General features: G+C 36.9%; 28 protein-coding genes, 3 pseudogenes and 1 riboswitch. Of the genes and pseudogenes, 4 read left to right on the top strand and 27 right to left on the bottom strand.

The genetic code is table 11. From position 1 onward, the window contains the following. Positions 1 to 60: 60 nt before the first annotated feature. The 13 genes from spoIIP to MHH69_RS02145 form a co-directional block, all read right to left on the bottom strand. Complete coding sequence (gene spoIIP / locus MHH69_RS02205) at positions 61 to 954, bottom strand: stage II sporulation protein P (protein ID WP_122971628.1); 894 nt, start codon at positions 952 to 954, stop codon at positions 61 to 63. After that, positions 944 to 1,483 carry an RNA polymerase sigma factor gene (locus MHH69_RS02200; protein WP_122971627.1) on the bottom strand — a complete coding sequence of 180 codons (540 nt, stop codon included), beginning with the start codon at positions 1,481 to 1,483 and terminating at the stop codon, positions 944 to 946. Before MHH69_RS02200 ends, spoIIP begins: the two co-directional genes overlap by 11 nt. A 206-nt stretch (positions 1,484 to 1,689) precedes the next feature. Beyond that, entirely contained in the window at positions 1,690 to 1,842 is a 153-nt protein-coding gene (locus tag MHH69_RS02195) for a hypothetical protein (RefSeq protein ID WP_341361641.1), read from the bottom strand. 63 nt (positions 1,843 to 1,905) lie between these two features. After that, a complete protein-coding gene (locus tag MHH69_RS02190; protein WP_341361640.1) occupies positions 1,906 to 2,595 on the bottom strand; it encodes a Dph6-related ATP pyrophosphatase in 690 nt (229 codons plus the stop codon). 249 nt (positions 2,596 to 2,844) lie between these two features. Next, the gene (locus tag MHH69_RS02185; protein WP_122971625.1) at positions 2,845 to 3,312 is read right to left on the bottom strand and encodes a FixH family protein; all 468 of its coding nucleotides are present in this window, start codon (positions 3,310 to 3,312) and stop codon (positions 2,845 to 2,847) included. Further along, on the bottom strand, positions 3,305 to 4,678 hold the full coding sequence (locus tag MHH69_RS02180) for a PepSY-associated TM helix domain-containing protein (protein ID WP_341361639.1): 1,374 nt from the start codon (positions 4,676 to 4,678) through the stop codon (positions 3,305 to 3,307). The genes MHH69_RS02185 and MHH69_RS02180 overlap by 8 nt, the downstream gene beginning before the upstream one ends. Positions 4,679 to 4,721: 43 nt before the next feature. Further along, the gene (locus tag MHH69_RS02175; protein WP_341361638.1) at positions 4,722 to 5,288 is read right to left on the bottom strand and encodes a DeoR family transcriptional regulator; all 567 of its coding nucleotides are present in this window, start codon (positions 5,286 to 5,288) and stop codon (positions 4,722 to 4,724) included. A gap of 216 nt (positions 5,289 to 5,504) precedes the next feature. Beyond that, the gene (locus MHH69_RS02170; protein WP_341361637.1) at positions 5,505 to 6,053 is read right to left on the bottom strand and encodes a hypothetical protein; all 549 of its coding nucleotides are present in this window, start codon (positions 6,051 to 6,053) and stop codon (positions 5,505 to 5,507) included. 128 nt (positions 6,054 to 6,181) lie between these two features. Continuing rightward, positions 6,182 to 7,210, bottom strand: a complete 1,029-nt coding sequence (locus tag MHH69_RS02165; protein ID WP_341361636.1) for a potassium channel family protein — start codon at positions 7,208 to 7,210, stop codon at positions 6,182 to 6,184. A gap of 5 nt (positions 7,211 to 7,215) precedes the next feature. Next, positions 7,216 to 8,451: a glutathionylspermidine synthase family protein gene (locus MHH69_RS02160; RefSeq protein ID WP_341361635.1), complete on the bottom strand. Its 1,236-nt coding sequence runs from the start codon at positions 8,449 to 8,451 to the stop codon at positions 7,216 to 7,218. After that, positions 8,448 to 8,909, bottom strand: coding sequence for an RNA helicase (locus tag MHH69_RS02155; RefSeq protein ID WP_122973339.1), 462 nt, complete (start codon positions 8,907 to 8,909; stop codon positions 8,448 to 8,450). The genes MHH69_RS02160 and MHH69_RS02155 overlap by 4 nt, the downstream gene beginning before the upstream one ends. An 18-nt stretch (positions 8,910 to 8,927) precedes the next feature. Then, entirely contained in the window at positions 8,928 to 9,326 is a 399-nt protein-coding gene (locus MHH69_RS02150) for a DUF350 domain-containing protein (protein ID WP_122973340.1), read from the bottom strand. 43 nt (positions 9,327 to 9,369) lie between these two features. Beyond that, positions 9,370 to 9,699: an aminotransferase yhxA gene (locus tag MHH69_RS02145; RefSeq protein ID WP_406928000.1), complete on the bottom strand. Its 330-nt coding sequence runs from the start codon at positions 9,697 to 9,699 to the stop codon at positions 9,370 to 9,372. Positions 9,700 to 9,977: 278 nt separating this feature from the next. Here MHH69_RS02145 and MHH69_RS02140 point away from each other — a divergent pair, with 278 nt between their 5' ends. Continuing rightward, positions 9,978 to 10,691: a class I SAM-dependent methyltransferase gene (locus tag MHH69_RS02140; RefSeq protein WP_341361633.1), complete on the top strand. Its 714-nt coding sequence runs from the start codon at positions 9,978 to 9,980 to the stop codon at positions 10,689 to 10,691. 49 nt (positions 10,692 to 10,740) lie between these two features. Here MHH69_RS02140 and MHH69_RS02135 read toward each other — a convergent pair whose 3' ends face one another. Both MHH69_RS02135 and MHH69_RS02130 read right to left on the bottom strand, forming a co-directional pair. Further along, positions 10,741 to 11,322 carry a hypothetical protein gene (locus MHH69_RS02135; RefSeq protein ID WP_341361632.1) on the bottom strand — a complete coding sequence of 194 codons (582 nt, stop codon included), beginning with the start codon at positions 11,320 to 11,322 and terminating at the stop codon, positions 10,741 to 10,743. Between the two features lie 92 nt (positions 11,323 to 11,414). Then, entirely contained in the window at positions 11,415 to 12,362 is a 948-nt protein-coding gene (locus MHH69_RS02130; RefSeq protein WP_341361631.1) for a helix-turn-helix transcriptional regulator, read from the bottom strand. Positions 12,363 to 12,460: 98 nt separating this feature from the next. Here MHH69_RS02130 and MHH69_RS02125 point away from each other — a divergent pair, with 98 nt between their 5' ends. Further along, positions 12,461 to 12,964, top strand: a complete 504-nt coding sequence (locus tag MHH69_RS02125; RefSeq protein WP_341361630.1) for a DinB family protein — start codon at positions 12,461 to 12,463, stop codon at positions 12,962 to 12,964. Positions 12,965 to 13,205: 241 nt separating this feature from the next. Here MHH69_RS02125 and MHH69_RS02120 read toward each other — a convergent pair. From MHH69_RS02120 to MHH69_RS02085, 8 genes and pseudogenes are all read right to left on the bottom strand, one after another. Further along, positions 13,206 to 14,539 (bottom strand): IS3 family transposase gene (locus MHH69_RS02120; RefSeq protein ID WP_341361629.1). Its coding sequence is split into 2 segments (ribosomal slippage): positions 13,206 to 14,152 and positions 14,152 to 14,539, totalling 1,335 coding nucleotides; the frame shifts between segments, so codons are not numbered across the junction. Positions 14,540 to 14,858: 319 nt separating this feature from the next. Further along, positions 14,859 to 15,140 (bottom strand): DUF2564 family protein, encoded by a 282-nt coding sequence (locus MHH69_RS02115; RefSeq protein ID WP_341361628.1) that lies wholly within the window; start codon positions 15,138 to 15,140, stop codon positions 14,859 to 14,861. A 132-nt stretch (positions 15,141 to 15,272) separates the two neighbouring features. After that, complete coding sequence (locus MHH69_RS02110; protein WP_341362941.1) at positions 15,273 to 16,358, bottom strand: lipocalin family protein; 1,086 nt, start codon at positions 16,356 to 16,358, stop codon at positions 15,273 to 15,275. Between the two features lie 78 nt (positions 16,359 to 16,436). Continuing rightward, a complete protein-coding gene (locus MHH69_RS02105; protein WP_341361627.1) occupies positions 16,437 to 17,171 on the bottom strand; it encodes an energy-coupling factor transporter transmembrane component T family protein in 735 nt (244 codons plus the stop codon). Then, positions 17,168 to 18,744, bottom strand: a pseudogene (locus MHH69_RS02100) (ABC transporter ATP-binding protein). Before MHH69_RS02100 ends, MHH69_RS02105 begins: the two are co-directional and overlap by 4 nt. Beyond that, on the bottom strand, positions 18,722 to 19,318 hold the full coding sequence (locus MHH69_RS02095; protein ID WP_341361626.1) for an ECF transporter S component: 597 nt from the start codon (positions 19,316 to 19,318) through the stop codon (positions 18,722 to 18,724). The pseudogene MHH69_RS02100 and the gene MHH69_RS02095 overlap by 23 nt, the downstream one beginning before the upstream one ends. Then, positions 19,315 to 20,001: a thiaminase II gene (gene tenA, locus MHH69_RS02090; RefSeq protein ID WP_341361625.1), complete on the bottom strand. Its 687-nt coding sequence runs from the start codon at positions 19,999 to 20,001 to the stop codon at positions 19,315 to 19,317. Before tenA ends, MHH69_RS02095 begins: the two co-directional genes overlap by 4 nt. A 113-nt stretch (positions 20,002 to 20,114) precedes the next feature. Beyond that, positions 20,115 to 20,214, bottom strand: a riboswitch (TPP riboswitch). A 134-nt stretch (positions 20,215 to 20,348) separates the two neighbouring features. Further along, the gene (locus MHH69_RS02085; RefSeq protein ID WP_341361624.1) at positions 20,349 to 21,125 is read right to left on the bottom strand and encodes a TerC family protein; all 777 of its coding nucleotides are present in this window, start codon (positions 21,123 to 21,125) and stop codon (positions 20,349 to 20,351) included. A 764-nt stretch (positions 21,126 to 21,889) separates the two neighbouring features. On the opposite strand from MHH69_RS02085, the pseudogene MHH69_RS02080 reads away from it, so the two are divergent. Next, a pseudogene (locus tag MHH69_RS02080) lies at positions 21,890 to 22,381 on the top strand (TetR/AcrR family transcriptional regulator). 43 nt (positions 22,382 to 22,424) lie between these two features. On the opposite strand, the gene pdxR reads toward MHH69_RS02080, so the two are convergent. Next, positions 22,425 to 23,792 (bottom strand): MocR-like pyridoxine biosynthesis transcription factor PdxR, encoded by a 1,368-nt coding sequence (gene pdxR / locus MHH69_RS02075; protein ID WP_341361623.1) that lies wholly within the window; start codon positions 23,790 to 23,792, stop codon positions 22,425 to 22,427. 92 nt (positions 23,793 to 23,884) lie between these two features. Between pdxR and MHH69_RS02070 the strand changes: the two genes are divergently transcribed. Continuing rightward, positions 23,885 to 24,457 carry a GNAT family N-acetyltransferase gene (locus MHH69_RS02070; RefSeq protein ID WP_341361622.1) on the top strand — a complete coding sequence of 191 codons (573 nt, stop codon included), beginning with the start codon at positions 23,885 to 23,887 and terminating at the stop codon, positions 24,455 to 24,457. A gap of 54 nt (positions 24,458 to 24,511) precedes the next feature. On the opposite strand, the pseudogene MHH69_RS02065 reads toward MHH69_RS02070, so the two are convergent. The 3 genes and pseudogenes from MHH69_RS02065 to MHH69_RS02055 all read right to left on the bottom strand — a co-directional run. Then, a pseudogene (locus tag MHH69_RS02065) lies at positions 24,512 to 24,772 on the bottom strand (TetR-like C-terminal domain-containing protein); the annotation flags it as partial. 130 nt (positions 24,773 to 24,902) lie between these two features. Continuing rightward, entirely contained in the window at positions 24,903 to 25,847 is a 945-nt protein-coding gene (locus MHH69_RS02060; protein WP_122973722.1) for an anti sigma factor C-terminal domain-containing protein, read from the bottom strand. Then, positions 25,840 to 26,346 carry an RNA polymerase sigma factor gene (locus MHH69_RS02055; RefSeq protein WP_122973723.1) on the bottom strand — a complete coding sequence of 169 codons (507 nt, stop codon included), beginning with the start codon at positions 26,344 to 26,346 and terminating at the stop codon, positions 25,840 to 25,842. Before MHH69_RS02055 ends, MHH69_RS02060 begins: the two co-directional genes overlap by 8 nt. Between the last annotated feature and the right edge of the window lie 227 nt (positions 26,347 to 26,573).

Here is a 26,573-nt window from a genome sequence, read left to right as displayed (position 1 = left end):
ATTTACAATGATAATAAAAATAGATGGCTTCCTTTTAAATAGGAAAACCATCGAAAAAATTTATTCGTTAATAATTTCTTTAATCGCTTCAGCTAAAGCATCCGCAGTCCTATAGGCTTCTTCAAATGTATTTTCATGTCCACCTATGTTTAACGATAAAGAATTCTCATGAAGATCTTGATTGTATGTGTTCCGAGGATTCTCTCCTTTTTCAAATACTCCTTTGGATAAACCAGGATATAATTTTTCTATCTTTTCATGAAGACGTTCTGCAAAGGCTTTATTCGCTTCATAATTATCAGTAGTTTTTGATACAAAAAATGAAATCTTCGCATAATCTTTCCCGTCAATGTTTACCGTTGTATAAGACCTTTTTTGGGAATCTCTGTGTATATCCAAAACCATTTTTATACTTTTATATTCATTTAATATTTCTTGTAATTTTAACCTTGATACATTATAAGCGTTGGAAAAAGATAAGTTTTGTTCTTCTAAGATTCCTAAAAAATCCGTATTATCATGTATATTGCTAATGTTATTTTCCTTCAACGCTTTACTTAACTCTTCCCCAACCAATGTAACATTCTTCGTTTCACTATAAGTATCCTCAGCTTTTTTAGAATTTTTAACATTATAGGTTTCCGTATTATGTGTGTGATAAATAAATACTAAAGGATCCTTTTCATTAACTACAGATGACAACATTTCATTTTCATTAGAAGTAAGGACATTTGTTAGAGTCTCTTTTCCATCAAATAAGAATAGCCATGATAAAGATAATGTAAAAAATAAAAGCCCACTTGATATGGCAGATATCCTTTTTACTTTCCAATTTCGATTCATACGTCTTGCCTTTTGTCTAAGTTTTGTTTCAGTTGATGTAATGAAGTTTTCACTTGGATATTGAGGATAATTTCCCTTGATCATATCAAATATTTCTTTATCATTTTGCATTTGTCAAAACCTCCTTTGCATCAAAATTTAGTTTCCTTTTTAACTCTCTCAAGGCTCTGTGATAATCTACTTTCACTTTAGATTCACTGCATCGTAGAATTTCTGAAGTTTCCTTTATGGAAAATTCATGAATACCACGAAGTATTACGACCGCTCGATAGTTAGGTTTTAATTTGGAAATCGCCTCGTGAATAAACTGTTCCATTTCAGTAATTTCAAACTCTTCATCTGGCCTCTTGTCCTTTGATTCTAGTTGTGTGAAAAAGCCTTCCTTAAAAATCGAAATAAACTTCTTTTTCCTGTAATGATCTACTGCTACATGTTTTGCTATGGAAAAAATCCATGTTTTTAGATTGCTTCCACTTTTAAAATGGGGTAGGTTTTTTAAAACACGAATAAAAACTTCCTGTGTTAAATCTTCGGCGTCATTTTGATTGCCTGAAAAATAAACAAGAAATCGAAACACGTCTAAATAGTAATTGTTGTAAATATTAACGATACTAGACTCTAAGTTTTTTAAATCGACCAATCATTTCCCCCCTCATTATGCATTCACGTATTATTCGTTTAAGGACATTAAAAAGTTACAATGTTTTTTTATTTATGTACCTTTCTAGTTAATTACCAATTATTCCTATCTAAACTTATAAATCCATCTTCTCCCCTGCAAGTTATACAATAAAAAAGCGTTTATCCTTTACTCGGATAAACGCTACCACCTAGTTAAACTCCCTTTTACCATATATTCGAAATAAGACGAGCCACCATTCTTGGTAAAAACAATATGACATTCCAAATGATTTCTAAAATCATTTCAAAAATTATTTCGATTAGTGTATCACTATAAACTCGCTTTTTCTTAGTTTTTTTTCTTTTATTAATTTTCATCCTTAATCCCCCAACACTTCAATAGTTACGTCTAACCACCAAAGGCCTAGAACTTTTATTTCGTTACTGTTCTAGCTCCAAAGGTAAAAAAGCATAATCTCCGTCCTTTATAACGTCACATTTACGGACTGGAATCGGATGTTTAAAAATGGGGCCATCTATTACTGTAGTATGGAACTCGCCCCCTTCTCCGCAAGGGTCAATACCACGAGCTTCAAGCTCCTTCACATATTCATGCGTAAATGTTCGCCCTAAATCGTCCTCTCGCATGCCAAGAGATAAATTAACCGTTACAACAACCGATACAAATCCCAAATCTATGAATTCTTCGACAACTGCACGATGGTCCATTTCCCATAAGGGCATTCCAAGCTTTAATCCAACATCGTTCGTAACCTTTTCATGCCAACAGCCATGTTCAGGTATATCAATGTCTCCCGTTACTAACAGTTCTGCTCCTTGTTTTTTCGCCTTTTCTAAAAGACCGATAAATACCTTTTCATAATCTGTCCAACTTACAGCTGCTGCATAGATAGGCAAACCGATAGAACTTGCTTGTGCACGGATGATTTCCGGAGGCATTCCATGGGATCTAGACCGTTTCCCTTCTTCCTCCATCATAACAATAAGTCCAACTGCTTCTCCCGCTTTCATTGCTTTAAACAGAGCTAACGTACTATCCTTCCCTCCGCTAAAAGAAGCGATAAACCGATGCCCGTGAACATTATTTTTCCAATCCTTTAATTCTACCACTTACATCACACCCCTATATTCACATGAAGTTTTTATGTGCCAATCTTATATTTCATTTTTCTATTTTCACGCTGCATAGTTAAATTTTATCACGATTCACCCTAAGCGGTCGGAAAAACTTGGAAATAAAGGAAAATGTGACGTAATATCCTTCACAACGAACGAGGCATTCTTATACGTTCACCTTATCATTTGAAAAAATAAGTAAAAGAGACAACTTTCTATTTGTGAAAGTTGTCTCTTCTTCTATTAATGATGATGTTCATGTCCTTCGATTTGGCTTTGTTGCCCTTTTTGCAAGAAGTCCAGCTCACTTTCAGAAAGTTCACCTACGACAAATTGTTTTTGTGGAACGATAATCGATCCATTATTGCCAGCATGTACTTTCACAAAATAGAGCCCTTCACTATCAAAATCTTTACTAATTCCATAAACACCGTTTCCTAAATCATAAGCTTCTTCCATATAGTACGTGACCGTTCCATCTTGTTTCCATATTTCAAAATGAACAAAGTCTGCCCCTTCTACTCTTTCCCCATTTTGCGTCAGAATGACTTTGATTGTTTCTTTTTCATTGGCTGAAAATGTGTTAGGAATGATAATTTCTGATTGAAGGGGTGATTCTTCTTTATACAGCTTTGCAACGTCCGGTTTCAGGGAACATCCACTAAGCACAACAATGAAAAGAAACATCCATATCATTTTTTTCTTATGCATTGAAAAACATCCTAACTTTTGGAATTCTTTTAATAATGAGCCAATCTACTAGGAAAACAACAATGAGAGACAAACCAACTAAAGGAAACAGTATGCCGAGCCCAATCATCAATAGAAGGAAGAGTTTCATTTTCTTCATACTAATGGCTTTTGGAGCACCTAAACTATGTTTCGGTTTTCGTTTCCACCAAAGGTAAAATCCACTTACGACAACGAAAATAATCCCTAAACAAATTGCGAGACTAATAAGTTGATTGATCAAACCAAATTGAGTTCCTTTATGTAATGTGATTCCCCACGCAATGATTTTCCCCATTACACCGTAGTTATCGTAACGATAATCAGCAAGCACCGCACCGGAATATTGGTCGATATGAATCGTTGCTTCATCCTGTGCCTTTGGAGGAAAGGCGGATAATGTGAATACCCCTTCCTTGCCATTTGGGAAAATGACCGTATAACTTGGATGCATCCCTACTCGATTTGCGACATCTACTACATCGTCAATGGAAATCGGTACATACCCTTCCACTTCAGACTTCGGTACTTCTAAATTTTCAGCTGCCCACGGGACATCTGCAATTTCCTTTGTTTTCACATTGGAAGTTGGGGCATTACCAATCCAAACAGATGGTGGATATCCTTCTCCTGTATTCGTAACGATTGTTTGAAATTGACTACCCCATAATCCGGACCAAGGTAATCCGGTCATAATGAGAAATAACATCCCTGCCGTAATCCAAAAGGCAGGCACCGCATGCATGTCTCTTCTGAAAATCTTTTTCCCTTTCGTCAACCTTGGAAACAGTACTCCAGACAAGTCCTTTTTCTTCCTAGGAAACCATAAAAAAAGACCCGTCACAATGAGTACAATCGCCCAGCAAGCTGCCAATTCTACGATTCGATCTCCGATTGTCCCTGCCATTAATTCCCCGTGAAATTCTTCAATTCGATCCATAATTCGATCATCATTATTTAACTCTCCAAGGGACTTCCCCGTATACGGATCTATAAAAACCGTTAACGACTCATCGTTGGAAATGATGCCCACTTCACTTGAACGGTCTTCGCTTTCTCCAGGACGATATTGAGTTACGACGGCATCCGGGTGCAGTCTTTTCACTTCTTCTATTTGCGCAGAAGCGGATATTTTCTCCCCTTGTGGGTTCACCTCGTAGTAATCTTTATAAATGACTTGTTCAATTTGTGGCTTAAATAAATAAATCGAACCGGTAACGGCGAGAATGATTAAAAAAGGCGCAAAAATAATCCCGGCATAAAAATGCCACCGCCATACCGTTTTATATAGGGCCGCTTTCATTGATTTTTCATTCTTTTCTGCTACATTGTTCGTTGCTTCATCCATACCTAGCCCTCCTTACTTTTTGTGCTATCTTTGGATTTGTCCTTTAACAGCACCCATTTTTCGGGTGCATTTCATCTACTATTGCTTGAATGGCTTCATCAAAGTTATAAATGGTCCCACCAAACCCTTTTCGGAATTGTTTTGCTTGTTTCTTTGATTCAAAAACAATGACCTGTGGTTGGCAACAATTCAGTTGGATATCCGCATTCAAAAGATAGATAGCTGTTTTCGCGCTGATCGTCGTATCCTTTAAAAAGTCCCGACAAATCATTTGGGAGACGTCCTGCTCGATATCTTTATATCGCAATAAAGCACAATGGGGACAACAAGCTTGCTCAATTTGTTGGTTTTTTTTGATTAATTGCACGGACATTCTTGAATTCGGTTCTTTCAAACAATACACACATCGATTTAATAAATTGGGAGTTTGTGCAACAAGGGTAATCCCTTTGGATGTTTTAGAAACCTTGTGTTCATCGATTAAAGGTTTAATATCCCGGTAAACCGTCATTTCTGAAACTCCTAATCTTTCACTAATTTCAGAAACTCGCAATGTTCCTTCTTGTTCTAACCATGTTAAAATTTGTTGTTGTCTTTTGATAGGTAACATTTATCTCCAACACCTACTTTTATTGTAATATCAATATCTTCATCACCATTATAGAGTGAATTTAATGGGATATGTGATGATTTTTGTGAATTAATGTTGAACTTTAACAAATCTACAATAAAATATCCTTTTTCACACACCTTAAAACATAAAAAAACCTAACAACAAACGCGTTACGCATTGTCATTAGATTTTTAATCAAGATGTAAAAATTCTTTATCCGAACACGGTTATTGTCTCTAAAAGATCATCGATAAAATAAGATAAGACCACATTAATAACTGCTAAAATAATGATTGAAATGGCAACGGAATGATTTTTTAAAAAGTCCGCACTCATAAACTTTATTTTTGAAAACTTCATTTGTAGAAGACCACCATGTATGTCTAATAACACTTCCAGATAGACAAAGAAAAACGGAAGGATGATTAACCACATATTTTGTGCCATAGGCGAAAATTGAACCATCAGTACAACCCATATCATAAATAATAATTTAAGCAATGACCTGATAATAACGGTCATAAACTTCAAATTCAAACAACCTAAAGCGATAAATAAACCAACTGCTATCATATTAATTTGAATAATCGATTCCAAAACCCCACTATAAGTTGTTCCTTCAATAGCTTTAACCCATAAAAACAGCGATGATAGATAAATTACGATACTGACAATTAAAGATAAAAATACTATTGGAAGACTTAGTAAATGTTTACGGTTCTCTACTTTCTCCCTTTTAATCCTTTCAGCTCTCGATAACATTTTAACCTCCTCATATATCAATAGAAATGCACTTTAGAAGATTATGTATTGAAAATAGTTTGCCTAAATAAATTAAAGCCCCACCAATAATGAGGCTTTCCTATATTATATACCAATATATGACACTATTACCCTACTATCTTTTTGTAAGTTCCCTCATCACAGATGATAAATAATTTCGCACCCTTTGGAATTTCCTCATGATGGCGGCGGGCAATGTCTAAGGAGCTCCCTTCTGAAATTAAAATGGCACCCATATCAAACAATTCAATAGATGCATCCCGATATGTTTTCCATTCAGGTTTGGCGTTAATTTCATAAAGATTCTCCCCGTCGGTATTGCTTAAAATTTGCTTAAATAACTTACTCGAACCGTGATGAAGGGCTGCTTGTGCCATCAGTCGGGAAACTGAATCGTTGGACAGGATGAATTCATCCACATTGGCATGTTCGAATAAGGCAATATGTTTATCTTTCTTTACTTCTACAATTGTATAAATATTTTTATCATACTTTTTCGCGATATGTTCCACCCTGGAAGCGGTAAGTAACGTTTTTCCATCGGCATATTCGGCAAAATTTTGTTGATCATCGGAAAAGATGGCGACGGATTTTGCTTCCAGAATATTGGCCTTCACGAGAACTTCTTCTTCAGCCGGATTGCCACTTATAAAATGAACTTTGTCGTATTCAATCGGGCAGCGCTCAGCATGATCAATAATGACCACATCCCCTTTATAGCCACCGCTTACAATTTCTTCTACGACATTTTCTAGTTTCTCTTTTGACGACCCAATCAAAATATAATGATTCTTTCCTGAATAGCTCAATCGCCCCTCCTCCTTCATTCTTCGATATGTGCTAAAGCTTTCAAACACTTTTCCGATAATAATCCCCATTCCACCGATACCAACTGTATAAAGGAGAATCATCGTAAACAGTCTTCCAAAGTCACTCTCCGGAAAATAATCGCCATAACCTACCGTTACAAGGGTCGTCATCGTCCACCACAAAGCATCAATGAATCGCGGGAACGTTTCCGGCTCAACAAGTCTCATCGTAATACTACTAATTAAAATGAGAGCGACCGTTAAAAGGGCAGCTTGTAGGAGTGAAATCTTTGATATTTTTGAGAAAATTTTATGTAAAATCCACATACTCCTTACCCTCCTCCCTTTAAAAGTCCAACAGGCAAGTAATAGGAAAGATTATTCGTAATCGTTCCCCCTACTCTATAACCTATTGCAGATGATTTTCCATTTAATAAAAAGCTTCCAAGTAGAAGCTGACCTTGTTGGACACCCTTTTCACTTTGAAATGTTACCGTTGGGTGTTCGATAAATTGCTGATAGACCGGTAAAAATTCCGAATAAGATTTTTGGGCATCTTGATGTACAAGTTGACCATCCCCATTAAAAATTTCTACCGTGTCACCTTCCCTTCCAAAGGACGGCTTTTTCACGAAGGGAACTCCCTTTTCTAACAGTGGATCCGGCTCTAAATAAGTTGGAAGAAAGTATTCTTCTATCCACTCGTGTTCTTCATCTGTATAGAAAGGATGGTACTCTTCATGCAACCCCCAAATAATTGCTTGAACTGCTTTACTTTGTAGTAAAAAGGCAGATGGAGGATTCATGATCATCAGTTTCCCTTCCTCCACCAGCTCCAACAACCATTGACCAATTGGGTTTCCTTCATCATCTTCGTCTGTTATTAAACTTTCAATCGGGAAAGTTTGGCGGTAAAGAACATCGATTTTCATCCCTTCTTCATCAAAGAGACCAACTCCCCTTTGAATTTGTAGCTGATGAAGAGGTGTAAATTTAGACGGTACCCCCCTTTGAAGAAACAGTACCGTTTCTCTATCCTCAATGTTATCCTCATGGGCTGTAAACACGATGTGAGGTGATGGATGGGCAATACTTTCATTAATACTATGTCGAACCGCTTTTCTTAAAAGAACTTCCATTCCTTCATTCGGATTCGCCACGTCAAATTCATTACAAACGAGCCCATTAATCGAAAATAACTCTTTAATGAATGTCGGTGTATCCGCATTAATTTCGATACATTTATAACTGTCTCCAAAGGGAATTAAATCCAGCCGAGAAATGACACTCTCAGCTGGAATCGTTTTTAATCTTAAAAAGGAGATCGTTTCCTTTGGGAAGCCCATTTCGAGTAATGTTTCATCGGGCACATTTCGAAGCAAGGAAGCACTTTTAAAAAAGATCGTCCCAATCCGTTCGCTAATTTGGCGGATACGGGTTACTTCTTCTTCCTTTAAAAGCTTTATATCATATAGGGCATATTCCTCTCCGTACAGGTCAGCCCAAAATCCATCTATATTTCGGTAAAATTGTTGGCGTTTTGTATGATAATCATTTGACTCCCTCACTCTACTCCCTCTCCTACATCCTTGACGTATATGACATAAACTCCCCGGTCCTCGTCAATTTCCGTAGAGGTTACAAGCTTTTGTCCGATGCCAGGTACATCGACTACATCCTTTACAAGGTAGCGAAGGACATCGAAGTGGGAAGGACAAGGAATGCGGGATAATAACGGGAAATTGTTCCGTTCATCAGGGCTGCGAAACTCGATATGAACGCCCATGCCACGAAAACTTCTTTCGTCTTCTCCTGGGTAGTTTCTACCGATTTCTTTAATGACTAAAATCTCTTCTTCCCCAAGCATTTCATTGGAAGTGAGTTCGTATTGGGTTCCTCTTAAGATGAAGTACGTACATAACTGCCTCGCGTAAAATTCATCGATTCCAACATTGGCTGTCGTATATTCATAGAATGGCTCATAATGGCCATTTCCTTTATCGAGATAGTAAGTTAATGCTTTCATTGTCCTTCCCCACCCTAACTAGTAAGATAAACAGTTGGCAATAATCCAACCAACGGCTAACGATAAAGATAATAACATCGTTCCTACTGCTCGATTATCCTCTTCAATTGCTTGATGGATACTAAAACGAATCGTTATTACTTCCGCTAAAATAAAGACGATAATTTGAGCGACAATTCCGATTGCTCCCCAAAGCAACATATCAAGCAAAGAAACCGAATATTGTGCTGCCGCGCCTAAAACGATCGCTAAACCAAAAATTTTCCCTCCAAGGGACATCGCCGCCGTCACATTTTTTTCAGCAATTAAACGAAATTCTTTTAACTTCGGTGTACTGATCGTAAATAAAACAACTCCTACGATCAGTAGCAGTAAGGAAACTCCTACATACGATGCAAAATTAAGATATAAATTCATTGTGTACCTCCCTTTTTATCTTCCCTTTTCATAAAGTGGGTTCTTAACCCCCGAAACTTTTCGATCCACTGCCAAAGCCTGAGCTCTTCTTCACAGAGGAACTACTTTTTGAGCTTTTAAAGCTTGAACTTTTTAACAGGGAGTTTTTATCTTTGTAATAAGTACCGCCGTAGTAATAATGACCATAATAGCTAGAATGTCTGTCATCACATTCCCATACACCATCGTCGTTATCCCATTCCCAATCATTACAGTATTGATCATCAGGAGGAGATCCTTCAGCTGTATTTGAACCACATCCAGCTAATCCAAGCGTCAGTGCAGTGGAAGTAATACCTACCATAACCTTTCTCGTTTTCCCCAATCTCTTCACCTCTTTCCTTTTACATTTACGAGCAATTTTGTAAAAAGATTCAACTTCCTTCTCAAGGGTCGTCATACAATACGATTTTCTCTTCTGTTTTATGCGTAACAACCTAATTGACCTTTACTATTGTAGTTCTTACAGACTTGGAAGGAAATAGGGAATAAATCGGATTTACTACTTTTAAATTCCAAGGATATATTGAGCATGATTATACTCTTTTGCAGGAACGATTGAATGCGCCCATCATAAACTACAACTAAAGATGAAGGAAGTAGGTCGTTTAGATGAAAAGTTCCAAGTATTTAAATTTTCTTTCCCAATTTGGAGTCGGAGGAGCCCATCCTGGCGGGCTTAGTTTAACAATGGACGTTTTAAGGAAGGAGCAGATTAATGAATCATCCTATGTTTTAGATGTGGGCTGTGGTACGGGGCAAACGGCTGCTTACTTAGCCTCTCGATTCGGCGCAAAAGTAACCGGTATTGACATCCATCCATTGATGGTGGAAAAGGCGAAAAAAAGAATGGAAAAGGAACAGTTATCTGTAGAAATTCACCAAAGTTCCATCGAAAATGTCCCATTACAGGCTGAGCAATTTGACTTTATACTTTCAGAATCAGTGCTATCCTTTGTTAATGCGTCAACCGCCCTTAAAGAGATTCACCGTTTATTAAAGACTGATGGGCGTTTCATTTTAATAGAACTGATGATCAATCGCCTCCTCGATGAAACGGAAAAAGATGATCTTATACAATTTTACGGTTTTCAAACCCTATTAACGGAAAAGAATTGGATTGATTTGTTGGAGCAAACCGGTTTTCATTCTATCCACATTCATCCCCAGCCACCCCAACAACAAGACAATGCCGTTTTAGAAGATTATCATTTCTCCGAGTCGATTGAACCTGAAACGTTTGACATAATGGAGCAGCATTTCGAAAAAGTTTTAAAATATCAAGAGATTTTAGATTATCGTATCTTCACTTGTACGAAGGGATAAACGCAAAAAGCACATCAACAATGATTGATGTGCTAAAGATGTATGGATGCTATCTAGGTCCTCTAAAGGCATTTAGAAAGGCTCCTAATTGCCTTACCATATCAACCCCGTTCCGAATCGTTCCGACATGGCCGTAGATTTTATTAATATTATCAGGCAGTCTTGTTAAAAAACTCGGTCGGGGTTGTTGGTTTGCGTTAAATGGCGGTTGCGGCCTCCCTGAATTTCGGTTAAAGGCACCCGGCTGCGGTCTTCTTGGCGCTTGATTAAACAGTTGTTGCCCTCCCCTCCCTTGATTAGGAAACGGTTGCCCTCCTCCTTGAAAAGGATTAAAAAACGGAGGCTCTCCTTCATAAGGGTTGAAGTATGGTTGTTCCTCCAAATTTTGATATGGATCGAAGTACGCTTCCTCTCCTCTTCCTTGAAACGGATTAAAGAACGCTTGCTCTTCCTGATACGGATAGAAGGGCTGTTCTCCTCCTTCATATGGGTTGAAGTAAGGCGTCTCATGTCTACCTTGATTGGACTCATAGGATTGCTGTTGCCCTCTAGCTGGATTGGAAGGTCCAAAACCAGGTCTATACATCATTGGCCGTTGTCTTCGTCTAGGATTGGGCGGATAAAATGGCATCAATTCACCCCCTATCAGGGTTAAACTTCAAAATTAGTATATGGTGAATCTTTACTAATACCTAGACTTTTGGAGACACTTCATCAAAAAACTTAGGAACGATAAAGTTTTAAAATTTCATGTAACTTTTCTTTCATACATTCAATTAATTCTATGGGACCATTTATCAATGCTTCTTTCCCAAAATCGATAAAATAATTTGCAAAAAAGGACAAATCTTCTTCGGAAATCTCACCTATTAAATACCCTGAACCATCATCTCTAACATGTAAGAAAACTCCCGGATAGCTCGCCTTTTTAAATTTTTCGATACCTTTGTCCGTCAACTCCACATGCAATGGATATGTGACTTTATTTTTATCGATTAAATTAAAACGATTCTTCAAATGAATATCCGTTAAATTAATAGGTGGCGTTTGTTCATCCTCTTTCACCTGTTTAATCCGATCACACCTGAAAACACGATAGTTATTTCGTAAAAAGCAATAAGCCGGGCAGTACCATTTTCCATCTTTCGCGTATATACCAATCGGTTGAATACTTCGATTACTGCTTTTTTCATTCGTTTCATAGTCGATGTTGATGACTTTCTGTTCGATGGCAGCCTCCAATAGTTGTTTTAAAAACGGCACCTCATCTTGCTGGGTAATAGCGTAAAAATCAACCCGGTCTTTCATTTGGTCAATTTTATCCCGTACATCTCCAGAAAGAGTTAAATAAAATTTCTTTTTGATCGATTCATACTCCGTATCAAAAGGAAAGGAAATGTAATGTCTTAATGCATGAATGGCATAAAAAATGGAAATCGCTTCGTTTTCACTAAAGGCAATCGGAGGAAGAATTCTTTCATTTAGTACTTGATAACCTCCGTGAGGACCAGGGTCAGAATATAAAGGGACTCCCATTTCACTTAACTCTTGCATATCTCGTAAAATCGTTCTTTTAGATACGCCAAATTCTTGCGCCAACTCCCCTACCGTAAACCTTTTCTTTCGATTCACCATCATAATAAGCTCATTTAACCTTTTCGCTTTAGACATGGATACCTCCAAATAATAAACAGTGACATTCGTTGTCACTATTGTAGTTTATAATCGCCAATAGATACAGAAAATATATGATATTGGAGGAATGAAACATGTATAGTACCGTTGCAGATTTCATAAAGGAATGGAATAAGGAAGCGATATTAACGGAAAAAGTGTTGGAAGGATTAACGGATACATCATTAAATCAAAAAGTGTATGCGGAAGGTCGTACTTTAGGAAGGATTGCATGGCATTTAACGACGACAATACCGGAATACTTATCCGATTTCGGATTGAAAATCGATGAAGTAGAAAATAAAGAACAGCTCCCGACATCCGCAAGTGTTATGGTTAAAACCTTTCAAAAAACTAGTGCTGTTGCAGCGAAAGTAATTGAGGAACAATGGACAGACGAAGATTTGAAGAAACGACAAATTGCCTTTGGCAGAGAAGAATCCAATGCCCAAATTTTAATGGGACTAATCAAACATATCATCCATCATCGCGGACAAATAACTGTCCTCATGCGTCAAGCAGGCATAAAACCGTTCGGCGTGTACGGCCCACCAAAGGAAGATTGGGTTCAATTCGGTGTAGAAAATCCACCTCTTTGAAAGTTTCAAAGGCATTCTGGAGATATGTTTATGAGATTTTGCTTACCAAAAGTCCAATTAGAACTACATGTGAAGGTTAGTTGAGGAGTATTGTTTAAATACTATGGATATTTATGGTAACATTTAATTAATTTTATGGAATAATTACATAGGAGGTGTAAAATTTGGTTACAGAAGATAAAAAGGAAAAGAAAGACTTATAAAGTGTACCCTTTGTAAAGGACATTTTTAAAAAAGGCTTTTAAGCAACTTGAAGAAGATGGTGACTGTATTGTGCAGGCGTCATCTTTTTTAAGTTCCATTGACCTCGGTAATGATTGTAATAAGTCATATAACTCTTAATCTCTCTTTTTACTTCTTCTAATGTTTCACACGATTTAAAGTCTGTTTCATCTTTAAAATGACCAAAAAACGATTCTTGTGGGGCATTATCCCAACAGTTTCCACGACGTGACATAGATTGCTCTAGTCCCATTTTCTTTACCATCTTTTGAAATTGGGGGCTGGTATAGTGGAACCCTTGATCAGAGTGAATGAATGCGCCATCGGCCAATTTTATCCCATTCTTTTTCAACATCTTTAATGTATTTAATGCAATATCTAGTGTAATTTTATCCGATGTCTCATATGCTAAAATTTCATTGGTTTCGGCATCTTTTATAGCGGATAAGTAGGCACGTTTTCCTTTTCCATAACTCAAATATGTAATGTCTGTTAATAATACTTTTCTAGCGATTCCTTGCTTAAATTTACGGTTTAATAGATTTGGTAAAGTTCTATGTTCTTTCGTTGCTTTGGCCATTCTTCGATATGGATTTGCTTTTCGAATGGGGCAGATGATTTGAAACTTTTTCATGATACGACGAATTCGCTTTAGGTTATATGTAATTTGATACTGATTTTCTAACGTCATTTTAATTTGACGTGCACCTTTCTTACGACCACGGAAATTGAACGCTTTTAAAATGATTTCTTTGACTGTCTCATCTGCCTGATCACTAGCTTGTCTACTAAGTTGTGCTTCTTCTGAAAAATAACGATAGTAGCCCGATCGAGAGACTCCAACTAATTTACAAAGGTAGCTTACCATTCTTTTTAAGCGGTGTTTTTCTATCACATACTGGATCAACTGAAATTTTTGTTCCGCTGTTAATTTCTCTTTTTCTTTATCAACAACCTTTCTGCTAAATCGATCTTTTTTAGTAGTTCATTTTCTGCACGTAATAATGCATTTTGCGCCTCTAACCTTGCGTACTTTTCTTCTATACTTAATTCTCGCTCAAGTGGACGTCCTGAAGAGTGTTTACGTGTATCCACAAGCCCAGCTACACCATTCTTTTGATAAGCAGCACGCCATCGCTCTAAAGCAGACTTTGCACGTTTTTTACCTACGATATCAATATCAAATCCTGCATCTTCAAAAATTTGAAGTGGAAATTTCCCTTCCTCATATTCTTTAATGGCTCTTGCTTTAAATTCATCTGTATATGTTATTGCTTTTTCACTCACTGCTTTTACATAAGGATGTTTCTTGAGTAATTTCTGTTCTTGATCTGTAAATAACTTTTTCGACATGTTCTTCCGCTCCATCAACCATTTATTTTATTTCATTATAAATAAAAGTACCCTATAAGAGAGACCTTTTTTCAAGTGTCTTTCTTATAGGGTACATTTTATTACACCTAGCTCTTTTTGTTTTTCCAGCAGCTAGTATTGGTGCATTTATCGGTTTATTAACCTATGTTAAAGGTTGGCTTTGATTGTATGCCAACAAAACATAGTGGGTTTATTAAATAGAAAATCGAAGTTTTTACTGAAAATAATGAGTTTTTCACAAAAATCAGCTAATTGGCATTTGATTTGCCAATTAGCTGTCATTGTTTGTAATACCAATTTATTTTTGCTCTTCCACAATCTCTTCCACTTCACGTAATTGTTGTTTCACTTTATCTAAATGCTGTTTATTTGCTTCAATCATATCCATATGTTCTTCATGTTGGACTGCATTGGAAAACGCATTTTCTGCGTGGGTGATGGAATTGAAAGCATGCTCCACTGCTATTTCCTCTGGGTGGGACATCGCTTGCTTCACCGCGCGATCAGCCTTTTGAACCGAGTTGCCGAACAATGTACTTGGATGATCCTGTTTCCAACTTGTATCTGAATGCTTCGCCATATGTCTCTTCCCTTCCTACGCCAATTTTCGTTTCCACTTTAGTATTGAAATTTGGCTACAAAATATGTACGAAGGAAAGCTACAAATGTTGGACATATCTTTTCGTGATGGAGTAATACTAACATTAAATATTTAATTCGCATATCCGACTAGTTCCATAAAGCCTTTTCCATAAATATTTTTCCTTTTTCCACTCGCTAAAGTTTCCTGACCCGATACAATACAAGCTCCTTCCCATATCGCTTGAAGGGGACCAATAATAAGCATTTCTTGGTTGGGAAAAGCAGCCTTTACGTTTAATTCCATTGAAAAATCAGGGATAACAATCTTCCATTCGATTGGATACTTTCCTTTTGTTTGTATACTTTGCCAATGTTTCATTTCTTGAAAGTCCACATTTCTTGAAAAACGCAATGTTCCGTCCCGTTCAATTAAATTGGCCATCGGGGAAAAGGTTTTCTCGCCACTGGTATGCATTTCATTTAATAACAACTCTCGGCCATCATTTAATTGCAGACCAAACCAATTCCACCCTTCGTTTCCTTTTAATAATGCATAATCCCAACCCCATTGGTGATCAAACCAACCTTGACCTGTTACTTTTTGGGTTCCTTGTTCCGTACGAATCTGTCCTTGTACTTCGTTTTTCGTAAAGGAGTAATAGTATAACTCATCTGGCTTACCATCTTCACCAATAAGAGCAATGGATTTAAGGGGCGCAAATTGTAAATCGATTTCTAATTTTTTATCGACTAGTTGTACATTAAAACAATCTTCCTTTTCACCGAAAAACGATAATTGATGATCTCCATAAATAAACTCGGTTGGGTTATGTTCAATCGTCACTTTTTTCATTTGCGTATGGGGAGAAGGAATTTTCCCTTTCAATAAGCTTTTTTGCAATCTCCATATCCGCTTATCATTTGGTCGAAGTAGTAAATACAACGGAAGATAAAAAGCTTTTAAATTCCACTTTAATGTTGAGTCGATTTGGGAGTAGTTATACTGAATTTCTTTATCCAGATCAATGAGAGAAAAAATTAAATAATGGCCTTTATTTAACTCGGTTTCCCCAATTCGAAAAAAGGAAGCCATTGTCGCATATCGGCCTCCTTTTTCTCCCGTAAGATAAGCAAAATAGTACCACCATTCCACATTTGAAAATAAATGGGGAGTTGTATCTTTCGGAAGGGAAACTTCATTAGAAAAGTTTTTCATCACCTTACGTCACACACCCTACTGTTTTTCAGTAAGATATGCACATCCGAATCAGAATGCGACCGTTAAACTAAATCATCACTCCACCACCATCAACGTTATTACAACGATTAATAATAAAAATGCATAAGCCCAGTCTTTCGCAACTACATGAGTCGTTTGATAATACGTTCTCTCTTTTGTCCCTGTAAATCCACGGGCTTCCATTGCAATGGCAATTCGCTCTGCCTTTCGTATTCCTTGACTAAACAATGGGATGGAATACCGCATAAACGCTTTCCAACTATTTTTTTGTTTGTATCCTCTTACTTTATGGGCCGTCTTCATTTGCTTTAATTCCGATTGAAAGAGCGGGATAAACCGAAATCCGGCTAGTAATCCGTAGGCCCATTTTGGTGAAAGCTTACATTGATGAATTAAACTCATAATGAACAAGGTTAAATCGGTTGTAGAAGTAAATAATAAGCCATACGTGACAAAGCCTAACATTCTTAATGCGACCGTTAAGCCATTTGTGATACTTTCCTCCGTCACATGGAACCAAGCCCATTTCCAAATCGTTGTTTCCCCTTCGCCAAAGGCCGCCATCATCCAAAAGACAAGAATGGAAAACCCAAGGTATGGCACAAGCCGTTTGAAAAGGTACGAAATCCGCCAACCTCCTAACAAAATTCCCACGAATACACCGAGAATCCATATGAATAAGGTTACTTTTGGATTTGAGATTGTCATTAATAAAAACATGACGAATATGTGCGTAAGTAACTTACAACTCGGATTTAAAGAAGCGAGGAAGGAATCGTTTGCCTTCATACGAAAACAAGCCCCCTTCTTTCATGCATCAACTGGTAATGGAGTGGTGGGATTAATCCACATTCTCGTACCATTTTTTCATCAGAAAATAATCCATACGGTTGGCCTTGATACATCACTTTTCCTTCGTTAAAGAGTATGACTTGATCCGAATAATGATCAACTAAATCCATATCGTGGGTCACCATCATAATAGTCGTTCCCTGATTCTGCCTTTCTTTTAAACAACGAATTAATTCATTTGTCGTTTTTTCATCTTGGCCAAAAGTAGGCTCATCGAGCAATAGTAAAACTTGATCGAACAATAACATCGTCGCCACACTTAACCGCCGTTTTTGTCCTAAACTTAATGTAAAAGGATGAGCGTCGCGATATCTTTCCAATCCAAACTCCTTTAACAATTGCATCGTTTTTGTTTCAATTAATTCCTTTGGCCAATTTCTTTGTCGACCACCAAAGGCAATTTCGTCAAACACGGTATCTGTTATAAATTGATGTTCTGGATTTTGAAAAACAAAGCCAGCCTTTTCAAATAATTCACGATCGGACCATTTCTTTAATTCTTTATGTTGAAAGTAAAGTTGTCCTTTTTTTATAGGCTCTAAGCCAATCACACTTTTTAAGAACGTACTTTTTCCACTTCCGTTTTCCCCTATAATGGATATCCATTCCCCTTTGTGGATTTCCACATAAATGTTTCTTACAATGGCCTTTTTCCCATAGCCTATTTCCATATTTTCTGTACGAATCACTACGTCATTATTTTCTTTTTTTACTGGCTTCGTTTCTAATATTTCCGATAGTATAATCGATAAAGGATGGGACGTATTCTCCACTACTTCCGACCACTTTTCTGGAAAAACTTTTGGCCGCCAAATCCCCGCTTCTTCCATTTCCTTCTGGAAGTTTTGAAGAATGTCCTTTGGTTTTCCGTCCCCAATCACAGTTCCGCGATCATTTAACAAAATGACCCGGTCCATCCACTCGATACAACCATCTAATACGTGTTCAACAAATACCATCGTTTGTTTTTTTTTTTCGATAATTGGTGTAGTAAATCAAATATTTCCTGTCTACCTTTCGGATCTAGTTGGGCTGTTGGTTCATCAAAAAACAACACTTCGGGTTGTAATGCTAACAGGCAAGCCAACGCCAATCGTTGCTTCATTCCACCTGATAATGTTTCAATCGGTGTTCTCTTATCTACGTTCAAACCGACTTGCCCCATTAAGTCTGCAATCATTTTGTCCATCTCATTTCGAGGAATAGATCGATTTTCCAGACTAAAAGCAATCTCTTCATCTACATGCAACATACAAAATTGAGAATCCGGATCTTGGAACATCACGCCAACATGTTTTCTAGAAAATACTTCACCATTTACTTCGGCCTCAATATGTTCCGGAATAATACCAGCAAGGGCGGAAATCAAAGTTGATTTCCCACTCCCACTAGGTCCTAAAATTAATACTTTTTCCCCTTTATTTATGGACAACGTTATATTTTGAAGCGATTGTTCAGAGCGATTGTAGAAGCGAATAAACAAGTTTTTACAGCCTAGAAACGTTTTCATTGATCTCGCCCTTTTTTCTCGTCTGTTTCATAATTTCATATTGTTCTAACACCCCTGTTTTGGCTAAGGCGTCTACTACCACTTTCCCTAACCATCCTCCGAGAATCGCTCCGCTAATAATATGAATCGCTAATGTTGCAAAAAATACGCCCGTTGTGTAATAGCCAAAACCGTTAGCCAATAAGTTATAAACAATTCCTAAAACCCCCGCTAAAGCACCTGAAAGCATTAATGTAAAGAGGTTATAACGTTTATATCGAAATAAGGCAAAGGCTATTTCGGAACCAATCCCTTGGAAAACGCCTACTAACAGAGCCGATAAACCAAAGTGACTACCCGTTAGTAATTCAACAGCCGCTGCTGCAACCTCCGCGATAAAGGCTGCACCAGGTTTACGGATGATATAAGCAACGATTGGGCTAGCAATGACCCAAATCCCAAACATAAATCCTGCTCCAACTGGTCCGACTAGAGCGGAAATCGGAATCCAAAGGGTCGACCAGCCTAAATAAATAACACCGCAAGCTACGGATAAAATAACCGCAAGAACAACTTCTTTCATCTTCCACTTCATTCTTTGACAGCCTCCATTTTGACAGGCCATTCTTCCAGCCGATAAGCCATATCCCAAAACATATATTCAAGCTGGCAACTGAGTAAAAAATGATTTCGCATCTTGTCCTTTTCTTTCTCTGTTGCATCTAACGCCCATTCATCTAAACGTTCACAGAATTTTGTCGTAATGGAATCCGTACGACTACCATAGAAATGAATCCATTCGTAAAATGGATGGAATTGATCTGGTTTTACATCATTCAATAATTTCTTTCCAATCTCCCAGTAAGTCCACGGACAAGGTAATAAAACAGCTAAAATTTCGCCTAACGTTCCTTCATGGGCAACGGTCAGCATATGACGAATATATTGGTGAGCAGATGGTGATAACGGATATCCTTGTAACTCTTCGTATGGTACACCTGCGATTTGGCAAAAGTTTTGGTGCGGATGGGTTTCACTGTTTAAAACAAATGATATTTGTTGATTAAACATGGCCATATCTTCACGATTCTCGCACTTTGAAATAGCAATTCCATAGATTCGTATAAAGAAACTTAAATACTCAAAATCTTGTTTGACGTAATGGATTAATTGTTCCCTTTTTAAATCTCCTTTTGCGATTCCTTGTACGAAAGGATGTTCAAAAATTGCGTTAAAGATAGGAGTTGCTTCCCTCCTAAGTTCTGCTGAAAAACTCATGTTAATTCCTCCTTATTGGTTATAATCGGAAGACGTTCATTGGAGCCATTTTTCCTTCAACAACGAAAAAACCGCTCCAAAAAATGGAGCGGCAGAATAATTGTAAGCATACCCATGCACGGACTCCACTTTCCTACGCTAGTATGAACTAGATCAGGTTCAAAGGGTCCAGATTACTCTGTCTCAGCCAAAATGGCTCCCCTAGTGGTCTTTCCTATTAATTTAATTTTCACTCTACATCCGTTTTTTTTAAAAGTCAATTCAAATTTTTCCAACAAGGTTCAATTTAATACGAAGGGACTATAGGAAGATAGTGGTAAGGCAATGCTTTTATAGATTATTTTTATCTATAACGATACATCTTTTCCTTTTGACTTGTTACTAGGCGCAAACCAACCGAGTAGGGCAATAGCTACTAATACCCCATAGAAGATTAGTGTCCACGTAGTGCTGTGAGGGAAGTGATGATCCAACACACCGATATCCTCATGGGCAAGCGTGATTACAGCTAGTTTAACACCAACCCAAGCAACAATGGCATATGCTGTAGTTTCCAAAGCTGGACGTTTATCAAGAAGTTGTACAAACCAAGTTGCTGCAAATTTAATCAAAACAAGTCCAGCAATACCTCCAAGTAGTACAACGATAAATTGACCTGCATCCATACCACCAAAGTCGCCTAGTGGGGAATCTGGAAGACCGAGGGCAAGAGCAACTGCGGCTAGAATAGAATCAACTGCAAAAGCAAGATCCGCCAATGCTATCTTCCCTACAGTAGCACCAAAACCTTTCCCTGCGGATTCCTTTTCATCATCCTTATGAATATTCTTATTATCTTTACCAAACCGTGCCTGAATGACATGCTTTAATCCTAGATATAGAAGATAGGCAGCCCCTATCGCCTGTATTTGCCACACATTGGCGATAAAAGAAATGGCAAAAAGTGCACCAAATCTAAAAACAAAGGCCAATAGAATTCCGTAATTTATAGCTCTTTTTTTCTGTTCTTCCGGTAAATGCTTGGCAATAACTGCAAGTACTAGAGCGTTGTCAGCTGATAATAATCCTTCTAATCCAATTAGAATCAACAATGTCCAGGCATACTCTAACCATATTGACTCCATTTAAAAGACCCCAATCTGTAAATTTTAATGATATAAAAATCTCTATAATTATAGACTTTCCTAATTAGACACAAGGTATTCTTAATGGTTATTGGAAAACAATTTTTATTCCCATTAATGGTTAACCATTTAATTACTACTCAACAGCTATAGTTTTATGGTGATTTCGTCACTTTCTTTGAAAAAGAATATTTTCTTATTCGAAACCGATTGTTCTGGATACCTTGTATCAATTGCACTTATACGTAGTGTAATTTCTTCCAACGGCAAGGTGATATTAGCTAATAACAACTTTATTCGATGTTTTCCCTGCCTGATTGAAACTGACAAAATATAGTAATTCCTCCTTATTGGTTATAATCCGAAGACATTCATTGGAGCCATTTTCCTTTAAAAACGAAAAACGCTCAAAAAATGAAACTGCGGAATAATTGTAAACATTCCCATGTATGGACTCACTTTCCTACGCTAGCAAACTAGTTAGCTCTAATATTTAATCACCTTCATATCTAGTAAAAAGCCAATTGTAATAGTTAGTATTTTCATATCCATAGGTTCAGTATGATAAAAATATTGCAAATCGACAGTGGATATTTCCGGAAAGTCACATATTATTTCGGTTAAAGCCACTTTTAATCTTTCTTTTTCTTCTTCCAGAAGTTTTTCATCAAAATATACAATCCAAGTTAGTTTATTCTTTTCAACATTGGCATAGACCGCTTTTTTATTTTTAGGAATGGAGCGGATCCATTCGGTCGAATAAAATGTTTAAACATGCAGTTTTCTCCCTTAGCCGAAAACCCATCCATCGCCGATTTAACGGTTCAAAAAATTTCAAATCGCGCCGAACTAAATCGCACAACGTTCTATTTACATTACCAAGATATAAACGATTTATTAAAACAAATCACCGATGAAATTATCGACGTATTGTCGAATAAAGTAGGTGATTTAATTCATATGAAAGACCTCTCGAATCATGAACATTCGTCATTTTATTAGATTTCTTGTATGACCATCGGAAATGCATCGGTGTATTGTTTGAAATGCGGAAGTTTGAAAACGAACTATTTCATTTATTAAGCGACGAGGAGAGAAAATGCCGAAAAAGCAGTAACGAAAGAATACATCGACTTTGATATTAAAGTAGCCTCAATGACAGGATCATTATGTGGTGGTTAAAGGATGGTATTCACTTTAGTTCAGAATATATTGCCCGCCAAATATACTTATTTCAAAGGCCAACGAAAGAATAACATGAAAAATCTCACCTGCTTCATACAGATGAGATTTTCTTATTTATTTGGATTTCCAAACAGTAGATATAGCGGCAATACCTTGCGTAATTTGTTCCAACGACAAGGTGCCATAGCCGATAACAACTTTATTCGACGTTTCCCCTGTTCGATCAAATTGAAATTGGGAATAGGCATCAACGGTTACCCCTACTGATTTCGCCTTTTGCAAAGCTTGTTGTTCCGTTAAATAATCGGGTAAGTGTAAAACAATATGTAACCCCGCATCATCACCTGTAATTATAAACTCATCGCCTAGTCGATTTTTAATTTCATCGATTAAATGTTGTCGTTTCTCACTGTAAAGTTTTCGCATTTTCGCGATATGCTTTTCAAAATGCCCATCTTTCATAAAATGGGCGAGCACTACTTGATCCAATCTGGATACCATCGATTTGTCAAATTGCATAAACTGTTCGAAGGAATCCACTAAATGCATAGGCAAAATGATATAACTCACCCGTATAGAAGGAATCATTGTTTTAGAAAAAGAACCGAAATAAATGACCCGTTCTTCATAATCTAATTGGGCCAATGGTGGAATCGGATTTCCTTTATAACGAAATTCTGCGTCATAGTCATCCTCAATAATATAACTTTGATGAGCAGCGGCCCACTGTAGCAATTCTCCCTTTCTTGTGATGGACATGATTGTTCCTTTTGGAAATTGATGAGCAGGTGTTGTATAAAGCAAATCTAGCGGAACAGTCGGAACCGTACAACCTTGTTCATCGACCGGGACAAGGGTTGGTTCAAGCCGGGACTGTTTCCACGTATAGTAAACTCGATGGAAACCAGGATTTTCAATTCCGACAGCGGTTGGTTTTAAAAATTGACTTAGCACTTTTAATTGTTGTTGGGTACCGTTAAAAATAAAAATTTGCTTTGGCTGACAGTGAATGCCCTTTGCCTTTCGTATGTACCGCGTAATTTGATTTCGTAACATTGCTTCCCCTTGCCACTTAGCATTTGGCATCATGTTCGATTGAAAATGATCCTTTACATATTTCGTCCAAACGGAAAATGGAAAATGGGCAGCATCCACTTGGCCGTTCCGAAAACTAATCGTTGGATTTTCATTCTCTTCAATTTCTACTATAGGCTTAAAGGAATCTTCAAAGGAATAAGGAAATTCCACTTCAGAGACATAATAACCGTTTCGTTCAATTGTATAAATAAAGCCCTCACTAATAAGTTGTTCATAAGCCGTTTGAACCGTTTGTATACTGACATTCAGTTGGCTCGCCAACAGTCGTTTTGGCGGTAACTGTTCATGGGCATGGATGACGTTCGTTAAGACTTGTTTTTTAATTTGCTTATAAATGGTCATATACTTCGGTTCATCGGTTGAAAAAATAATTTGTAGTTCCATTTTGACGCTCCTTGGTATTGTTCATTTTCCCCTTTTTGGTTATTTCTATCATATCAAAGCTGATATTTAATGAATACAAGGAGTGATGAAAAATGAAAATATTACAAAATAACATCGTGAAACTAGAACCTATCAATCTTTCACATACGGACGGGATTCTTTCTGCCGCATCAGACCCCCGTATTTGGGAACATATGTCGGTGGAATTATTGAGTAAAGAAAGCGTAATGAAATACGTAGAAGAAGGGATAAAAAAACGGGAAGCTGAAACCGATTTTGTGTTTGTCATTATCGACCAAAGTTCTCAACAAATTGTCGGGGCAACGTCTTATATGGACATCTCTTTTCAACATAAACGTTTAGAAATTGGCTCTACTTGGCTAAATCCGAGGGTGTGGCGAACAAACATCAACACAAACTGTAAATATTTATTACTACAATACGGCTTCGAACAATTGGGCATGCAGCGGATTCAAATTAAAACAGGACACGAAAATGTTCGTTCCCAAAAAGCGATTGAACGGTTAGGTGCTGTAAAAGAAGGCATTTTACGCAATCATATGATTCGTAAAGAAGGAACGATTCGCCATACAGTCATGTACAGCATTATTCAAGAAGAGTGGAACAGTGTGAAAGAAAGATTTGAACAACAATTGTTAAAATAACCTTTAACGAGCCTACTCAAGATTAAAGAGTAGGCTTGTCTTCTCTAAAAAACTTCATTTTTGCTCCATTATATTCTTGATTAGCCCACTCGCTTCCAAAGGTCCTTTTAATATCATTTGAACTAACATCGAGGAAATCTCTTCTGGGGTTTGCTTCATATCTGTATTTAACCAATATCGTATAACACCTAAATGAGCTGAAGAAATGAATTGTGTCATTACCTCTAACGGAATGTTAAGGTTTGACATATTCGGTATATTAGAGATATTCCGAAACATATTGTCTATAATCGTGTTTCTTAATTTTTCTTCAAATAGTGGATCTCTCTTTGCATAACCCCGCTCTAAATAAGAACGGGGTTATAAATATAGGATTTTAGTTATTCCACAATCGCGCCCGATTGTGGAATACTCGATAATGCAAAACAATATTATTTATTTTATCCTAATAATTTTCAATGACTCCTCCAAGCGAAGAAGCTTTAATGATAGGATTCTCTAGGATTTCTTTTAATTCATCCTTCGTTCCATAAACGACCACCCCTAATATTTCTACATCCTCTAACTTGATATCTTTCATCTTGTTAAAAGCATTCTGGTGATCAGGGGAAATACTCATTTGCAGTAAATCTAAAAATTGTTCATACTCACTGTCTAAATCATGGAGTGAAATATAAGGCGTATTTATTGAGAAACCTAGTGCATCTTTTTCTCTAATAAATGTTGAAGACCAATCGTTTTCTTTTGCCTCTTTTTGAAACTTGTTTAACTGTTCACTACTATAAGTGTCTATCCAAAACCATGTCATTTCAGGAAGTTGTATAAAAAGTTCATTTGGTTTGTAAGGCTGATCAAATGAAAGTGCTACCTCATAAACTTTGTCTCCCTGCATACCGTTAATTAACTGTTCATCATCTTTATATTGTTTATAAGGTACATTGGGGTGGAAAAATAGCATTTCTCTCCACCCATTTTCTTTATAGCTAAATTGCCAATCTTCACCTGTAATTCCCACGTTTCCACCTGAACTTCTTGAAGTTAAAACAGATGGGATTAGACCAAATGAATATTGTTTTTGTTCAATAACGACCGATTTAATTTTAAAATCCTTTGAAATTTCATAGTTGCTTATTCCACCTAATACCCCCCTTGAATCCACGGTTTCACTTATGTATCCATTAGGAGTGCTGAGACGGACATATGCATCCCATTGATTAAAAGCCTTTTGGCTAAAATGTGATGAAATAGCTAAATTAGCTATGTTCAAGATTACAAATACCACTAAAGAAACAAAAATAGTTATAATGATCGTCTTCATTTTTCCTCTTCTTACTGCCTTCTTGATTTTCTTTTCATCAAAAAGATAAAGATCGTCTGAAAAATCATTCATGTAGATTCCTCCACTTCTTTTGAAATTCTTTCCTTGCCCGAAATAAATATGTCCTAATCGTTTCTTCCTTCATTCCTAGTAATAAAGCAATCTCTTTATAACTAAGTCCAAGCTCGTATTTTAATAGTAAGAGCTGCTTATAGATTTCTTGAATGCTTTCTAAAATAAGTGAAATTTCTTGATTCATTTCGATATTTATAACGCTCAATTCAGTATCATGGTCATTTGCAAAATTATTCCAGAAGCGATGTTCATCAATCGAAATAGCTCTTTCTATCCCTTTTTTCTTTAAACACTTTTTAAATTCATTCATTGCAATGGTAAAAATATAAGAAAGAGCTTTCTCTGAAGGAACACCACTACTATAAGCGATAAATTTCGTATAACTCTCTTGAACAATATCTTCTGCATCTTCATGACTACAACCGTTCTTTTTTAAATAGTAATAAATCATTTTTGCTTGTTTATTGTATATATCCAACAATAGATGAGAATTCATAGCTCCTCCTTTCAAAGTCTTCATTAATAAAGAGTCCATTTTCGTAAAAAGGTTTACAGCAAAGCTGGAAATAGTTTTAAAAATACGGAATGCCTGTGTTAGAGTTAGGGACAATAAAAACTGAATTGGTTTATGTAATGGCTAATTCTCATTTAAGGATACTCTTTTTGCTAAAATAAAAAAGCTACCCTTCCTTTTGAAAAAGGTACTGCACCCCAAAAGTTAGA

The sequence above is a fragment of the Ureibacillus sp. FSL E2-3493 genome, assembly GCF_038077515.1.
Classification (GTDB): Bacteria; Bacillota; Bacilli; order Bacillales_A; family Planococcaceae; genus Ureibacillus; species Ureibacillus halotolerans.
Note: the sequence above shows the minus strand (reverse complement) of the source record. Positions and strands in the feature narration are given on the sequence as shown.

What these genes read in the sequence shown, in the direction of transcription:
- MHH69_RS02195 (WP_341361641.1), bottom strand. Translation starts at nt 1,842, where the DNA reads ATGAAAATTAATAAAAGAAAAAAAACTAAGAAAAAGCGAGTTTATAGT.
- pdxR (WP_341361623.1), bottom strand. Translation starts at nt 23,792, where the DNA reads ATGGAACTACAAATTATTTTTTCAACCGATGAACCGAAGTATATGACC.
- tenA (WP_341361625.1), bottom strand. Translation starts at nt 20,001, where the DNA reads ATGAGTTTTTCAGCAGAACTTAGGAGGGAAGCAACTCCTATCTTTAAC.
- MHH69_RS02055 (WP_122973723.1), bottom strand. Translation starts at nt 26,346, where the DNA reads ATGAATTCTCATCTATTGTTGGATATATACAATAAACAAGCAAAAATG.
- MHH69_RS02105 (WP_341361627.1), bottom strand. Translation starts at nt 17,171, where the DNA reads ATGAAGGCAAACGATTCCTTCCTCGCTTCTTTAAATCCGAGTTGTAAG.
- MHH69_RS02140 (WP_341361633.1), top strand. Translation starts at nt 9,978, where the DNA reads ATGAAAAGTTCCAAGTATTTAAATTTTCTTTCCCAATTTGGAGTCGGA.
- MHH69_RS02130 (WP_341361631.1), bottom strand. Translation starts at nt 12,362, where the DNA reads ATGTCTAAAGCGAAAAGGTTAAATGAGCTTATTATGATGGTGAATCGA.
- MHH69_RS02155 (WP_122973339.1), bottom strand. Translation starts at nt 8,909, where the DNA reads ATGAAAGCATTAACTTACTATCTCGATAAAGGAAATGGCCATTATGAG.
- MHH69_RS02115 (WP_341361628.1), bottom strand. Translation starts at nt 15,140, where the DNA reads ATGGCGAAGCATTCAGATACAAGTTGGAAACAGGATCATCCAAGTACA.
- MHH69_RS02180 (WP_341361639.1), bottom strand. Translation starts at nt 4,678, where the DNA reads ATGGATGAAGCAACGAACAATGTAGCAGAAAAGAATGAAAAATCAATG.
- MHH69_RS02110 (WP_341362941.1), bottom strand. Translation starts at nt 16,358, where the DNA reads ATGAAAAACTTTTCTAATGAAGTTTCCCTTCCGAAAGATACAACTCCC.
- MHH69_RS02185 (WP_122971625.1), bottom strand. Translation starts at nt 3,312, where the DNA reads ATGCATAAGAAAAAAATGATATGGATGTTTCTTTTCATTGTTGTGCTT.
- MHH69_RS02070 (WP_341361622.1), top strand. Translation starts at nt 23,885, where the DNA reads ATGAAAATATTACAAAATAACATCGTGAAACTAGAACCTATCAATCTT.
- MHH69_RS02060 (WP_122973722.1), bottom strand. Translation starts at nt 25,847, where the DNA reads ATGAATGATTTTTCAGACGATCTTTATCTTTTTGATGAAAAGAAAATC.
- MHH69_RS02125 (WP_341361630.1), top strand. Translation starts at nt 12,461, where the DNA reads ATGTATAGTACCGTTGCAGATTTCATAAAGGAATGGAATAAGGAAGCG.
- MHH69_RS02175 (WP_341361638.1), bottom strand. Translation starts at nt 5,288, where the DNA reads ATGTTACCTATCAAAAGACAACAACAAATTTTAACATGGTTAGAACAA.
- MHH69_RS02170 (WP_341361637.1), bottom strand. Translation starts at nt 6,053, where the DNA reads ATGTTATCGAGAGCTGAAAGGATTAAAAGGGAGAAAGTAGAGAACCGT.
- MHH69_RS02135 (WP_341361632.1), bottom strand. Translation starts at nt 11,322, where the DNA reads ATGCCATTTTATCCGCCCAATCCTAGACGAAGACAACGGCCAATGATG.
- spoIIP (WP_122971628.1), bottom strand. Translation starts at nt 954, where the DNA reads ATGCAAAATGATAAAGAAATATTTGATATGATCAAGGGAAATTATCCT.
- MHH69_RS02085 (WP_341361624.1), bottom strand. Translation starts at nt 21,125, where the DNA reads ATGGAGTCAATATGGTTAGAGTATGCCTGGACATTGTTGATTCTAATT.
- MHH69_RS02150 (WP_122973340.1), bottom strand. Translation starts at nt 9,326, where the DNA reads ATGAATTTATATCTTAATTTTGCATCGTATGTAGGAGTTTCCTTACTG.
- MHH69_RS02095 (WP_341361626.1), bottom strand. Translation starts at nt 19,318, where the DNA reads ATGAAGTGGAAGATGAAAGAAGTTGTTCTTGCGGTTATTTTATCCGTA.
- MHH69_RS02165 (WP_341361636.1), bottom strand. Translation starts at nt 7,210, where the DNA reads ATGTGGATTTTACATAAAATTTTCTCAAAAATATCAAAGATTTCACTC.